This is a genomic window from Demequina sp. B12 (genome assembly GCF_028823635.1).
In the GTDB taxonomy this organism is placed as follows: Bacteria; Actinomycetota; Actinomycetes; order Actinomycetales; family Demequinaceae; genus Demequina.
The window spans coordinates 94,963-107,840 of the sequence record NZ_JAPEHU010000004.1; the positions used below are offsets into that span (position 1 = coordinate 94,963).

At 64.6% G+C, this 12,878-nt stretch carries 14 protein-coding genes and 1 tRNA gene; 10 read left to right on the plus strand and 5 right to left on the minus strand.

Annotation, left to right across the window (positions count from 1 at the left end):
* Positions 1-55: 55 nt before the first annotated feature.
* On the plus strand, positions 56-1,681 hold the full coding sequence (gene groL / locus ON058_RS09855; protein WP_274668880.1) for a chaperonin GroEL: 1,626 nt from the start codon (positions 56-58) through the stop codon (positions 1,679-1,681).
* A gap of 133 nt (positions 1,682-1,814) precedes the next feature.
* Here the strand turns inward: groL and ON058_RS09860 are convergent, their stop codons facing one another.
* The 3 genes from ON058_RS09860 to ON058_RS09870 all read right to left on the minus strand — a co-directional run bounded on the left by ON058_RS09860 (position 1,815) and on the right by ON058_RS09870 (position 3,273).
* Positions 1,815-2,084 carry a DUF4031 domain-containing protein gene (locus ON058_RS09860; RefSeq protein WP_274668881.1) on the minus strand — a complete coding sequence of 90 codons (270 nt, stop codon included), beginning with the start codon at positions 2,082-2,084 and terminating at the stop codon, positions 1,815-1,817.
* Between the two features lie 50 nt (positions 2,085-2,134).
* Positions 2,135-2,428: a WXG100 family type VII secretion target gene (locus tag ON058_RS09865; RefSeq protein WP_274668882.1), complete on the minus strand. Its 294-nt coding sequence runs from the start codon at positions 2,426-2,428 to the stop codon at positions 2,135-2,137.
* Between the two features lie 152 nt (positions 2,429-2,580).
* Positions 2,581-3,273, minus strand: a complete 693-nt coding sequence (locus ON058_RS09870; RefSeq protein WP_274668883.1) for a hypothetical protein — start codon at positions 3,271-3,273, stop codon at positions 2,581-2,583.
* 170 nt (positions 3,274-3,443) lie between these two features.
* Here ON058_RS09870 and ON058_RS09875 point away from each other — a divergent pair, with 170 nt between their 5' ends.
* Complete coding sequence (locus tag ON058_RS09875; RefSeq protein ID WP_274668884.1) at positions 3,444-3,827, plus strand: cold-shock protein; 384 nt, start codon at positions 3,444-3,446, stop codon at positions 3,825-3,827.
* Positions 3,828-3,836: 9 nt separating this feature from the next.
* On the plus strand, positions 3,837-4,796 hold the full coding sequence (locus ON058_RS09880; protein ID WP_274668885.1) for a DUF3027 domain-containing protein: 960 nt from the start codon (positions 3,837-3,839) through the stop codon (positions 4,794-4,796).
* Between the two features lie 22 nt (positions 4,797-4,818).
* Here the strand turns inward: ON058_RS09880 and ON058_RS09885 are convergent, their stop codons facing one another.
* Positions 4,819-5,682 (minus strand): CAP domain-containing protein, encoded by an 864-nt coding sequence (locus tag ON058_RS09885; protein ID WP_274668886.1) that lies wholly within the window; start codon positions 5,680-5,682, stop codon positions 4,819-4,821.
* Complete coding sequence (gene serC, locus ON058_RS09890; RefSeq protein ID WP_274668887.1) at positions 5,679-6,803, minus strand: phosphoserine transaminase; 1,125 nt, start codon at positions 6,801-6,803, stop codon at positions 5,679-5,681. The genes ON058_RS09885 and serC overlap by 4 nt, the downstream gene beginning before the upstream one ends.
* A gap of 41 nt (positions 6,804-6,844) precedes the next feature.
* Here serC and manA point away from each other — a divergent pair, with 41 nt between their 5' ends.
* The 7 genes from manA to ON058_RS09925 all read left to right on the plus strand — a co-directional run bounded on the left by manA (position 6,845) and on the right by ON058_RS09925 (position 12,797).
* Positions 6,845-8,017: a mannose-6-phosphate isomerase, class I gene (gene manA / locus ON058_RS09895; protein ID WP_274668888.1), complete on the plus strand. Its 1,173-nt coding sequence runs from the start codon at positions 6,845-6,847 to the stop codon at positions 8,015-8,017.
* A gap of 10 nt (positions 8,018-8,027) precedes the next feature.
* A complete protein-coding gene (locus ON058_RS09900) occupies positions 8,028-9,359 on the plus strand; it encodes a UDP-glucose/GDP-mannose dehydrogenase family protein (protein WP_274668889.1) in 1,332 nt (443 codons plus the stop codon).
* Positions 9,356-10,060: a metal-dependent transcriptional regulator gene (locus tag ON058_RS09905; protein ID WP_274668890.1), complete on the plus strand. Its 705-nt coding sequence runs from the start codon at positions 9,356-9,358 to the stop codon at positions 10,058-10,060. Before ON058_RS09900 ends, ON058_RS09905 begins: the two co-directional genes overlap by 4 nt.
* Before the next feature lie 158 nt (positions 10,061-10,218).
* Positions 10,219-10,905, plus strand: coding sequence for a C40 family peptidase (locus ON058_RS09910; protein WP_274668891.1), 687 nt, complete (start codon positions 10,219-10,221; stop codon positions 10,903-10,905).
* A 130-nt stretch (positions 10,906-11,035) separates the two neighbouring features.
* Positions 11,036-12,019: an aldo/keto reductase gene (locus ON058_RS09915; RefSeq protein ID WP_274668892.1), complete on the plus strand. Its 984-nt coding sequence runs from the start codon at positions 11,036-11,038 to the stop codon at positions 12,017-12,019.
* 84 nt (positions 12,020-12,103) lie between these two features.
* A tRNA-Arg gene (locus ON058_RS09920) sits at positions 12,104-12,176 on the plus strand.
* A gap of 66 nt (positions 12,177-12,242) precedes the next feature.
* Entirely contained in the window at positions 12,243-12,797 is a 555-nt protein-coding gene (locus tag ON058_RS09925) for a hypothetical protein (RefSeq protein ID WP_274668893.1), read from the plus strand.
* The last annotated feature ends 81 nt before the right edge of the window (positions 12,798-12,878 follow it).

Consider the following 12,878-nt stretch of genomic DNA (forward strand, 5'->3'; position numbering starts at 1 on the left):
ATCGTCCGTCGCGGGCGACTAGCAAGCCACCGTCATCGAAAGAGGATTCACACCTATGGCAAAGCAGATTGCCTTCGATGAGGAGGCCCGTCGCGGTATGGAGCGGGGCATGAACGCCCTCGCTGACGCCGTGAAGGTCACCCTCGGCCCCAAGGGCCGCAACGTTGTGCTCGAGAAGAAGTGGGGCGCTCCCACCATCACGAACGATGGTGTGTCGATCGCCAAGGAGATCGAGCTGTCGGAGCCTTACGAGAAGATCGGCGCCGAGCTCGTCAAGGAAGTTGCCAAGAAGACTGACGACGTCGCGGGTGACGGCACCACCACCGCCACCGTGCTCGCTCAGGCACTCGTGCGCGAGGGTCTGCGCAACGTCTCCGCTGGCGCCAACCCGATCGCGCTGAAGAAGGGCATCGAGAAGGCTGTCGCCGCCGTGACCGAGGAGCTCCTCGCGTCCGCCAAGGAGATCGAGACCAAGGAGCAGATCGCTGCTACCGCTGGTATCTCCGCCGGTGACCCCGCTATTGGTGAACTCATTGCCGAGGCCATGGACAAGGTCGGCAAGGAAGGTGTCATCACCGTTGAAGAGGCTTACCAGTTCGGTCTTGAGCTTGAGCTCACCGAAGGTATGCGCTTCGACAAGGGCTACCTGAACCCTTACTTCGTCACCGACGCTGAGCGCCAGGAAGCCGTCCTCGAAGACGCTTACGTGCTGCTCGTCGAGTCGAAGATCTCGTCCCTCAAGGACCTGCTGCCCATCCTCGAGAAGATCATGCAGGCGGGCAAGCCCCTCGCGATCATCGCTGAGGACGTGGACGGCGAAGCACTCGCCGCTCTGGTCGTCAACAAGCTGCGCGGCAACCTGAAGGTTGTGGCTGTCAAGGCTCCTGGCTTTGGTGACCGTCGCAAGGCAATGCTGCAGGACATGGCTATCCTCACCGGTGGCCAGGTCATCTCCGAGTCCGTGGGTCTCTCGCTCGAGAGCGCCGGTCTGGAACTGCTGGGTCAGGCACGCAAGGTCGTCGTCACCAAGGACGACACCACCATTGTTGACGGTGCAGGCTCCGAGGACCAGGTTGCTGGCCGCGTGAACCAGATCCGTGCCGAGATCGACAACTCCGACTCGGACTACGACCGCGAGAAGCTCCAGGAGCGCCTCGCCAAGCTGGCTGGCGGCGTTGCCGTCATCAAGGCCGGTGCGGCCACCGAGGTTGAGCTCAAGGAACGCAAGCACCGCATTGAGGACGCTGTCCGCAACGCTAAGGCTGCTGTGGAAGAGGGAATCGTCGCCGGTGGTGGCGTTGCCCTGATCCAGGCTGGTACCGCTTCGCTGCCGTCGCTCGAGCTTGAAGGTGACGAGGCCACTGGTGCTCGCATCGTCGAGTCCGCGATCACGGCTCCGCTGCGCCAGATCGCCGTCAACGCTGGCCTTGAGGGTGGCGTTGTCGTCGAGAAGGTCAAGGGACTCGAGACCGGCCACGGCCTGAACGCCGCAACCGGCGTGTACGAGGACCTGCTTGCTGCTGGCGTCAACGACCCGGTCAAGGTGACTCGTTCCGCTCTGCAGAACGCTGCGTCGATCGCGGCTCTGTTCCTCACGACCGAAGCTGTCGTGGCGGACATCCCCGAGCCCGAGCCGGCCATGCCGGCCGGCGGCGGCGACATGGGCGGCATGGGCTTCTAAGCCTCACCGCCAGCGTTCGCGCTGACTGACACGAGACCCCCAGGGCTGATGCCCTGGGGGTCTCGTTGCGTTCCGGGGGTGTGGCGAGATGTGTGCGTTGCGCGCGGGGCCCACGCGGGGCATAGACCCGCGGCTACAGGCGACGTTGAGCGGCGGTGACCCGCAGTCCTGAGTCGCGGAGCCTGCGGACCAGTTCACGTGCGTCGAGTAGTTCGGCACCGAGCGCGAGCAACGTGGGATGTAGCTCTGCGGGGACGTCGTAGTGGTCGCGATCGAAGGCGCGGGCTGGGATGCCAGCCGCGCGGGCGAGAGCATGGAGTTCGTCTAGGGACTGATCAGAGACCATGTGGCCCCACACCTTGCCGTGGCGGGGCCACAGCGGCGGGTCGATGAGCACGGTCACGAGCCCGAGCCTACGCGTGGCAGGCCCGGGCTCGTTGCAGCGGGCGTCAGTTAGCGTGCGCTGAACAGGCGGGACGCGGTGTCTTCCGCCGTAGCGTAGGTCTGTGCGGCCTGGTTGAGCGCTGTGGAGAGTGACTCCAGAGCGGTTTCCACCTGGGCCTGGGCGCCGCGCCATTGGTCCAGGACGACGGCGTAAGCCGCAGATGCGTTGCCCTGCCAGGTGCCCTCCAAGGCGGTGAGGTGGCCCATCATTGCCGAGACCTCTGCGCGAATGGACTCTCCGGTGACGTGCGCCTGTGAAGCGGCGCTGGCGACCTGGGCGCTGTCGACGTTGAACTGACTCATGTGGTTCTCCTTGCGGTCGGGTTGTTGACCCTTATGACGGTAGGGAGAGGTGAGTGCGCGGCGCCGGTCCGGCCTTGCATCTGGGGATAGCTGAGCGCCGGACGCGGACCTGGGGAAAGCCGCGCCACCCGGGGCGCGCAGTGGCGGGGGAGTTAGGCAGCCGATGCTGCGGCTATGTCGCGTTCAAGACGAGACAGTTCCGCGGTCACGTTCTCGCGTGCTTGTCGTTCCCAGCCCCTGGCGAGCGGTGACAGGTAGATGCTGTCGCGGGCCATGAGTCGCTTCAGGATGCGGTGACGCGTCTCCAAGTACTCGAGCGGCGCTACGTGTGCGTACTCCTGGCGGACCTGGTCGGTGTAGACCTTGTAGCGCTGAGGTTCGGTGGCGAGGACAGCGAGGTCTGCGTCGGACAGGACTGCTGCGTCCAGGTCGCGCAGTGAAGGGCTGTGACGTTCCAGGCCTTGGACGAGCGCCACCACCTGCTCCACCGGCTTCTCGTCAACGCCGAGCGCGGTCAGTTCCTCGCGCGCGTACTCGGCGCTAGCAGCCTCGTTCTCGCCGAGTCGACTGTCTTTGGCTGCGGCCCGCTCCTCGGCGTCAAACACTGCGCCGTGATACCAGGCCGCGAGGCGCACCAGGTGAGGCCGGGCGGCTTCTTGCTGAAGCTCGTCGACGCGTTGGAGAAGGTCGATCAGGTGGCCGATGCTGTGGAACCGGCGATCTGGCTCGGTCCAGCGCTCGATCAGGCGATCCGCCGCTGCGTCGATAGTGGAGGCGGAAGCTGTCGCTCCCGCTGCGATGGCGGACCGTTGAAAGGCAGGAACCAGCCACTCGGGAACCGGCACTACGCCACCTCACTTTTATGCCTCGTACGTCAGTCCTGCTTGTCACCAGTGTGCTACCTGGATTGGCTCGCTGGCAAACCGTGCCCCAGGACTCAGAGTGCTCCTGTGGATGACAGCTAGACTGAGGGTGCGCCGAACTCGCGGCGCCAGAGATTTTCAGTGAGGTTGATGTGCCCACCGGTCGTGTGAAGTTCTTCGACGCAGACAAGGGTTTCGGCTTCATCGCCAGTGACGATGGCGGTGAGGTGTTCCTGCACGCCTCTGCGCTCCCCGCAGGCGTGACCGCTCCCCGACAGGGAACCCGTGTGGACTTCTCGGTGGCGGATGGCCGCCGTGGCCCGTCCGCGCTGTCGGTCACGCTGATCGATCCCGCTCCGTCGGTGTCGCAGGGGCTGCGCAAGAAGCCTGACGAGATGACGGTCATCGTCGAAGACCTCATCAAGATGCTTGATGGGGTGTCGAACTCGCTGCGCAAGGGTCACTACCCGGACCAGGCTCGGGGCAAGAAGGTGGCGTCCGTCCTGCGGGCTGTCGCCGATCAACTGGAGGCGTGATCGAGTTTCATGGACACAGTTCTGGACAAGGCTGTCGACCTTGCGCGTGATGTCGCAGTTGAGGTCGCCGAGGATGCCGTGTGGGTGGGCGAGTACCTGGGTGTGAATGATGTGGCGGACCGCCTCGTCACCCACCAGTTCGCATGCGCCATGCCTGGCTACCGTGGCTGGGTCTGGGCTGTGACGCTGTCCCGCGCGCCGCGTGGCCGTGAGGCCGCCGTGTGCGAGGCTCACTTGGTTCCTGCGGACGATGCTCTGTTGGCGCCCGCATGGATTCCGTGGGCGGACCGGATTCGTCCCGGTGACCTTGAGCCTTCGATGGTGCTGCCCAAGATTGTCGAGGACGTCCGGCTTGAGCCTGGCTATGAGCTGCACGGTGAGGACGAGGACGCCCTGGAGATCTGGGAGTTGGGGTTGGGGCGCGAGCGTGTCTTGGCACCTGAGGGCCGCAACGGTGCTGCGGAACGTTGGTACCGCGGTTCTCACGGTCCCACCGCTTCTAGCGCCGTGGCATCGGCTTCTCCGTGCTCGACCTGCGCCTTCTTTATCCCGCTGACTGGTTCGCTACGGACCACCTTTGGTGCGTGCTCGAACGAGTGGTCGCCCTCGGACGGCAAGGTTGTCTCTGTCGATCACGGTTGCGGGGCGCACTCGCAGACGGACATCGAGCGCCAAGGCACCAAGTGGCCTGACCCGGACCCCGTTTTCGACACGGACGCCGTGGCGTCGCTGACACTGGAGACGCCGGAAGACACCGTTGAGGAAGCCGCGCCGGACAAGGACGCCGCTCCCGAAGCATCGGCCGATGCTGCCGCGCCTGAGCCGGAAGGCGACGCCGTCCTCGAGGCTGAGCCCACGTCTGTCGTCACGGCAGAGACTGAGGTTGCGCCCGAGGCCTCCGCCCAGAGTGCTTCCGCCGTTGAGGCGCCCGCAGAAGACGCTCCCGCCGAGGAATCCCCCGCGAACTAGGACGTGGCCCAGGGACCGCGGTCTACTGGAAGTTGACCGTCGAGTACCAGGTGTTGCCGTCGGCTGTGACCGCCATGCCAGCGCCCATGACAGACCAGGCCGGGTTCATGATGTTCAAGCAGTGGCCGTTGGAGTACATCCACTCATAGTGCGCCTTCGCCGCTGCGGCGCTTTGGGAGTGCCCGCGCGAGGCGTAACTGACTGCCACGTTCTCCCCGCCCGCAGGACGGTTGGGGTTGTGGCGCATGGCGTCGATGAGAGCGTCGGTCTGGGAGTCTTCCGCTGCCATCGTCTGGGACCACGAGGTCGCCGCCGATGCCAGTGAACCCGACCAGGACAAAGGTGCGATTCCGAGCCGCGCGCGTTCTTGGTTCGCGGCCGCGAGCATGCCTTGCGGACTGCTAGCCGAGAACGGGCTCGACGGGGAAGCGCAGTATGAGGTGTACGACTGCGTTGCAGGAGCGCTCTTCGTGGAGCCAGACGACGTAGAGCCACCGCTCGTGCCCGCGGAGGTATTGCCACTGCCGCCAGTCGAGGCCTTGCTGCCAGTCGATGCGTTGCCGCCGGTGCTGTTAGCAGCAACCGGGGCGGGGGTCACGACGGGCTCTGGGGGCAGAGAAACGGAGACCTGCGGCACTGCGATGCCGTAGTCAGCGCCGAGCGCATCGGAGCCTGCCGTCACTGACTCGATTGACGCATCGGCCGTGGTGACGGCCTGCGCCACAGCATCAGCGGAGCCGGCCTCGACGACTGTGTTGCCCTGCCAGGCGCCAGCGGCAGCACCGGTGGTGGCAACAACTGCGACGGGAAGAGCTGTGAGCAAGAGGGCACTGAGGGGGAATCGGCGTGCGGGTCGGGTCCCGGTGTCCTCTTGCGTGGGCGTCATGTCAGCGTTCTCTCCAAAAGCCAGTCAAGGCAACGTGTCAGCGCGGTGACGTCATCCGGATCGACGGCGGGGAACATCCCCACCCGAATCTGGTTGCGCCCGAGCTTCCTATAAGGGTCGATGTCGACCACACCGTGAGCGCGCAACGTCGAGACGAGCGATGATGCGTCTACCGGTGGAGTCAGGTCGACCGTAGCGACCACCTGGGAACGCTGGGAAGGAACTGTGACAAATGCCTCAGCAGCGGACACTGCGTCTGCCCAGGTATAGATGCGCTGTGCGGACTCCGCGGTACGGGCCGTCGTGAAGTCCATGCCGCCATTGCTGAGCATCCATTCCAGCTGGTTGCGCATCATCACCAGGGGCGCGACCGCAGGCGTGTTGTAGGTCTGGTCCTTACGCGAGTTGTCGACCGCGGTCTTGAGGTCGAGCGAAGCCGGAATGTAACGCCCGCTCGCGGCGATGCGTTCAATACGTTCGATCGCGGCCGGCGACACCAACGCAAACCAGATTCCGCCATCGGAACCGAAGCTCTTCTGTGGCGCAAAGTAGTAGACGTCCGTCTGGGTCACGTCAAGCGCCAGGCCTCCCGCAGCCGACGTGCCGTCGATCACTGTCAGAGCGCCCTCGGATCCTGCAAGACGCTGGACCGGCGCCATCGCACCCGTCGAGGTCTCGTTGTGTGGCCACGCGTACACATCGACGCCGTCGCTCAAACGCGGTGTCGCAATCTGACCCGCGGGAGCGTTCACGACGTCGGGGTCGTCGAGGTGCGGGGCCGATCGTGTGACTTCTGCAAACTTCGCACCGAACTCACCAAAGGTGCAGTGCTGCGCTTTGCGTTCCACAAGAGAGAAAGCCGCGGCATCCCAAAACGACGTAGACCCACCGTTGCCGAGCAGAACCTCGTAGCCATCGGGCAGCTCGTATAGCTCCGCGAGCATGCGCCGCACGTCGCCCACCACGCCGCGCACCGGCGCCTGGCGGTGGGATGTGCCCAAGACCGTGGGCTGGGCGTCAACGATGGCCTGAATCTGAGCGTCCCGCACGCGTGACGGTCCCGAACCAAAACGGCCGTCGGCGGGCAGCAACTCAGCGGGAATAGTGAGTTCAGTCGACATGGCTACAGCGTAGTGGTGCGCCCAATGGCAGACTTGCGCCTGTGCATCTGATCAGTCCAGTACTTCGTGACTATGCGTGGGGGACCCACGACGACATTCCTCGAATGCTCGAAGTCGAGCCCACCGGCGGGCCAGTCGCGGAGGCCTGGTGGGGTGCACATGACTCCGGTCCCTCGCAGGCCGACATGGACGGGGCGCTGTGTGCGCTTGATGAAGCGATCGCCCGCGAACCCGAGTCGATGCTGGGTGCGCGGGCGGTCAAGCGCTGGGGCGACCGCCTTCCTTACCTGTTGAAGGTCCTGTCGATTGGCAAGCCGTTGTCGATCCAGGTTCATCCCACGCTGGCACAGGCGCGTGAGGGGTTTGCACGTGAACAGCGCGGCACTGGCGGCGCGCCTCATCACTTCCTCGACCCGTTCCACAAGCCAGAGATGGTGGTGGCGATCACGCGCATGGAGGTGCTGTCTGGCGTGCGGCCTATCGAGGCCACCGCTTCCGATCTGCGGGCGCTGAAGACGGGTCGTGCGCTGGGCCTGGCATCGTCCCTTGAGAACTCGGGAGACGTTCGCGACTTCATCCGAGGTGCGTTGTCGGGCGGGGTCGATCAAGAAACGCTGGAGGCGCTCGCGCGCCTCGGAGCGAACGCAGACCCGTCGAGCTCGCTCGCTGCTGCTGCCCGGGCACTCCGCCACTTCCCAGGCGATGCGGGTGCGATCGTGGCGCTCGGTATGCATGCGGTGCGGCTGGAGCCGGGAGACGCCGTCTTTGTGGGCGCAGGAGTGCTGCACTCGTACCAGTCAGGCATGGGCCTGGAGATCATGGCCAACTCTGACAACGTGGTCCGCGCCGGCCTTACGCCAAAGACGGTCAACGTCCCGCTGCTGCTTGACCTCCTGAACCCGGAAGCCTGCGATCCGGTGGGGCCGCAGGTGCGTTTCGACGGGGCAGCACGGCACCTGATCACTCCCGCAGACGAGTTCGCACTCACCATCATCAACGACGGGCGAGTGAACGTGGCGGCCGGACCGCGCATCGTCCTGTGTGTGCGTGGTGAATGCCATCTGGTTGCTGGTGGTCGCGAGTTGACGTTGACTCACGGGCAGGCAGCTTTTGTCCGAGACAGCCTCGGTCAACTGGAACTTTCGGTCGACGGGGGTGCTGTTGTTGCGCGCACTCCCTATGAGACGGAGCGCCCTGTCACACACGCGGGCTAATCTGGAGCGCATGAGCGAGCGGATTTCCGTTTTTGGTACGGGGTACCTGGGTGCCACCCACGCGGCTGGAATGGCTGAGTTGGGGCACGAGGTTGTCGGCGTTGATATTGATCCTGAGAAAGTTGCCCGCCTGTCGCGCGGGGAACTTCCGTTCTACGAACCCGGTCTGCCGGAACTCGTGCGCAAACACGTGGACTCCGGCCGCCTACGGTTCACCACAGATGCTTCCGTCGCCGCAGAGTTTGCCGATGTCCACTTTGTTGGTGTGGGTACTCCACAGAAGCAGGGTGAGTACGCGGCGGACGTGAGTCAGGTTGAAGCGGTCATTGAGACGCTCGGGCCGATGCTCGACCGTCCTGCCACGATCTTTGGCAAGTCGACGGTGCCCGTGGGAACCGCTCAGCGTCTTGCGGACCGTTTGCGAGAGATTGCCCCGGCAGGCGAAGACGTCTACTTGGGATGGAATCCCGAGTTCCTGCGTGAGGGCTTCGCGGTCGAGGACACGCTGCGTCCCGACCGCATCGTTCTGGGTGTGGACCGCGATCGGCCGGGAACGGTAGAAGAAGTCGCGCGCCGGGTCTACGCCGACATGCTTGACCGCGACACGCCGTTCTTGGTGACGGACTTCGCTACGTCGGAGTTGGTCAAGGTCAGCGCCAATGCTTTCTTGGCGACCAAGATCAGTTTCATCAACGCCATCGCAGAGGTGTGTGAAGCGTCTGGCGCCGATGTCCGGGACCTTGCCGACGCGATCGGTCACGATGAGCGCATCGGGCGTAAGTTCTTGGGCGCTGGTTTGGGCTTCGGTGGGGGATGCCTGCCCAAGGACATTCGTGCGTTCATGGCGCGCGCCAGCGAGTTGGGCGTGGACCAAGCGCTGATGTTCCTCCGGGAAGTTGACGGGGTCAACATGCGGCGCCGCGAGCATGCAGTCACGCTCGCTGACGACCTCGTGGGCGGTTTGAGCGGCGCCACTGTGGCGGTTCTTGGCGCCGCTTTCAAGCCCAACAGTGACGACATTCGTGATTCGCCGGCGCTGGACGTTGCGGGCACTCTCCATTTGCGTGGCGCGCAGGTACGTGTCCACGACCCGGAAGCGAACGCGAATGCTGCCCGCGTGTGGCCCACCCTGACGTATGTGGACGATCCCATTGAGGCGTGCACCGGTGCGGACCTGGTGATTGTTGCTACTGAGTGGAAGCAGTTCCGCGACCTTGACCCGGCAACGGTCAAGGCGGTGGTGAACGAGGCCCGCATCATCGACGGTCGCAACTGCTTGCCGGCGCAAGAGTGGATCAATGCGGGTTGGCAGTACCGGGGCATGGGAAGGCACTCGCAGTGACTGATCTGATTGACACCACAGAGATGTACCTGAGGACCATCTACGAGTTGATCGAGGACGGCGTAGTCCCGATGCGTGCCCGCATCGCGGAGCAACTCGATCACTCCGGTCCCACGGTCTCGCAGACGGTGGCACGCATGGAGCGCGACGGTCTCGTGGTTGTTACGCCTGACCGTCACCTTGAACTCACGCCAGAGGGACTGGAGCTCGCGACGCGCGTGATGCGTAAGCACCGCCTCGCTGAGCGACTCCTGACTGATGTCATTGGGCTGGACTTGCCCTATGTCCATGAGGAAGCGTGCCGGTGGGAGCACGTGATGAGTGACCGGGTGGAGCGGCGGCTCGTCGAAATGCTCGACGACCCGCGGGTATCGCCTTACGGAAACCCCATCCCCGGACTGGGGGAGTTGGGGCTTGCAGAGTCCTCAGATTCGGTGGAGCGGCCCGTGGTGTCGATGGAATCTGTCGCAATTTCTGAAGTGACCAAGTTCACTGTGACGCGGATCGGGGAGGGGCCTCAAGCGGCTCATGGCTTCCTGGATCAAGCGGTTGCAATTGGCCTTGTGCCTGGGGCGACGGTGCGGATCCGACGTTCTGAGAAGCATGTGGTGACAACGGTGGGAGACGAGTCGCTCGAGCTCAGCGTGGATGCTGCTCGGCACGTCTTTGGAGTTGTCGACTTGGTAAATCGTCACGATTAGGTAACATGGGCGACTAGCACTAGAGAGGACATGACCTCGTCAGGTCCCCCTGCTGATGGCACTTGGAGTTCCCTCCAAGGCGGCAGGAGAGCCGGGAACATCGACGCGCTGGAATGAGAGCCGCGCGGAAGGAACACAGCATCTTGAGGTACGGATACATGCGCGCCAGGACGCGTGCGGTTGCGGCTACGGCCGGCGCTGCGCTCGTTGTGGTGCCCCTCACGGGAGCTGCTGCGGCGGCCCTCGTCACACAAGACATCGTCCCCAGCAACCCGTTGGCAGAGTCGGCGACCATTGAGGACGCCGCCGCGGCAGATATCGCCGCTTCGGTCACGGCAGCTGATGAGGCCGGTTACGACGTCGACACCCCTGACGTCGAGTTTTCGGCCAACCCGGAGCCCGTTTACACGCCTCCGCCCACCACGACCACCACCGAGTCCAACTCGGGCACCTCGACGTCAAACTCGTCCGGTGCGCGTGAGGTATCGAACTCGGCGTCGGTGTCGGCAGCGATCTCTGGTTCTGCCGTGATCGCTGAGGCCTCGAAGTACGTGGGCGTGCCCTACGTCTCCGGTGGCTCGTCGCCGTCCGGCTTCGACTGCTCGGGCTTCACCTCGTACGTGTACGGCCAGCTCGGCATTTCGTTGCCGCGTTCGTCCGGCGCCTACTACAACGTGGGTACTCGCGTGTCGAGCCCGCAGCCTGGCGACATCATCGTGACGCCCGGTCACGTGGGTATCTACGCAGGCCCGAACCTGCAGATCGACGCACCGCGTCCCGGTAAGACCATCCAGTTCCGTCCGATCTGGCAGTCGAACCCCACGTACGTGCGCGTGACTGGCTAACGCCGCCTCGTTTTGTCGCAACGGCCGCCTCCCCCCCCCGGGGGGGGGGTGCCCCGTTGTCGTTTTCCGACCATCCGTAGTTTTCAAACAGTGTTTGTAAAAACTGATGGGGTCCGCGTATGGTGATCTCATGCGAGTCAATGACGCTTCCCGACTGAACCGTTCCGTCTCCGTCATGGGGCAGGGCTGCTGGCAGCTCGGCTCCGACTGGGGAGACGTCGATGCCGACACGGCAGCGGGCATCCTCAGCGCCGCAGTCGACCGCGGAGTGACGTTCTTCGACACCGCCGACGTCTACGGCGACGGACGCTCAGAACTCGCTGTGGGCCGCTTTATGGCGGACCACGCCGGTGACCGCATCACCGTCGCCACCAAGATGGGACGGCGCGCCAACCCGCACGTCGCGGAGGCCTACACTCTCGACAACTTCCGTCGCTGGACCGATCGTTCGCGCGAAAATCTTGGGGTCGACACGCTCGACCTCGTCCAACTGCACTGCCCGCCCACGGAGGTCTACGACGACCCCGCCACGTATGAAGCGCTACGGGTGCTCGTGGAAGAAGGGCGCATCTCGCGCTGGGGTGTCTCCGTGGAGACCTGCGACCAGGCGTTGCGTGCCCTCCAGGAGCCAGACCTCGCCAGCATCCAGATCATCCTCAACATCTTCCGCCGCAAACCACTCGACGCCGTGGTTCCCCAAGCCCAGGACCAAGGCGTCGCGATCATTGCCCGCATCCCCCTGGCATCGGGCCTCCTGTCCGGAAAGTTCGACGAGGCCACCACGTTTGCACCCGACGACCACCGCACCTACAACCGCGACGGCCAGGTTTTCGACATCGGTGAGACGTTCTCGGGCGTGCCTTACGACGTAGGCGTGCGCGCGGCCCGTGAGGTCGCGGACCTCACGCCCGACGGGTGGAGCACCGCTCAGCTCGCGCTTGCCTGGATCGCCACCGTGGGCGCGACCACCATCATCCCCGGCGCCACCAGCGTGGCGCAGGCCGCCAACAACGCCGATGCCGGCTCCCTGCCGGAACTCGACTCCACGCTCCTTGACGCCCTGGAACAGGTGTATCGCACCCACATCGAGGAACACGTCGCCGGACGCTGGTAAGCCCCGCCCCGCCGCCAGGGTCATCCCGCAAGCGGCGGTGACCGGTGTGTCGCGCCGTACCGGGTACCCTGGTAGGCGCCCCACGCGCCTGTAGCTCAGGGGATAGAGCACCGCTCTCCTAAAGCGGGTGTCGGCAGTTCGAATCTGCCCAGGCGCACTCCACCGGCCCTGAGACTCTGTAGTGTGGCGATGTCGACTTACCGCGAGTCTTTTAGGGGGACCCATGTTGATCAGTCATCACCGCACCGCCGCCATTGTGGGCTTGGCCGTCCTGACGCTCGGCGTCGCGGGCTGCTCGTCCGACGCTGACGACGCTGCACCCACCACCGAGTCCACGGTGGAGTCCACGGCCACGGCAGGGGAATCCACCGCTGAGACCACGGAAGAGTCAACTGACTCCGCCGACAGTGGTGCAGGCTCGTCTGACAGTGACGCTGCAGCATCGTCCAGTGAAGCGCTTGACGAGTTCGTAGCGACGTTGCAGGAGAACGCCGACACGATGCTTGCGGGCACAGAGGACGTGTACCTCGACTTCGCTATTGAGGCGACTCACCCCGGCACGGTCGAGTACATCTACACCTTTGCCGACGAGGTTGACCCTGCGGTTGCTGCCGACGGTTTCGAGTCCACTTTGGAGACCTTCCAGGAACTCACGGACTCGGCGGCGTTCCCTGAGATGGAGGCCTTTGGCATCACCGAAGACCCCCGCATCATTTATACGTACCTCAACCCTGACGGCTCCGAGGTGTGGACCCACGAGTTCGTTCCATCGAGCTAGATTCAGGTCTCTTGCGTCCGTTTTGACGTAGAGGCCACTGTGGTCTCACAATCTCCTCCAGCGGTGCGCGTCGGCTGACTA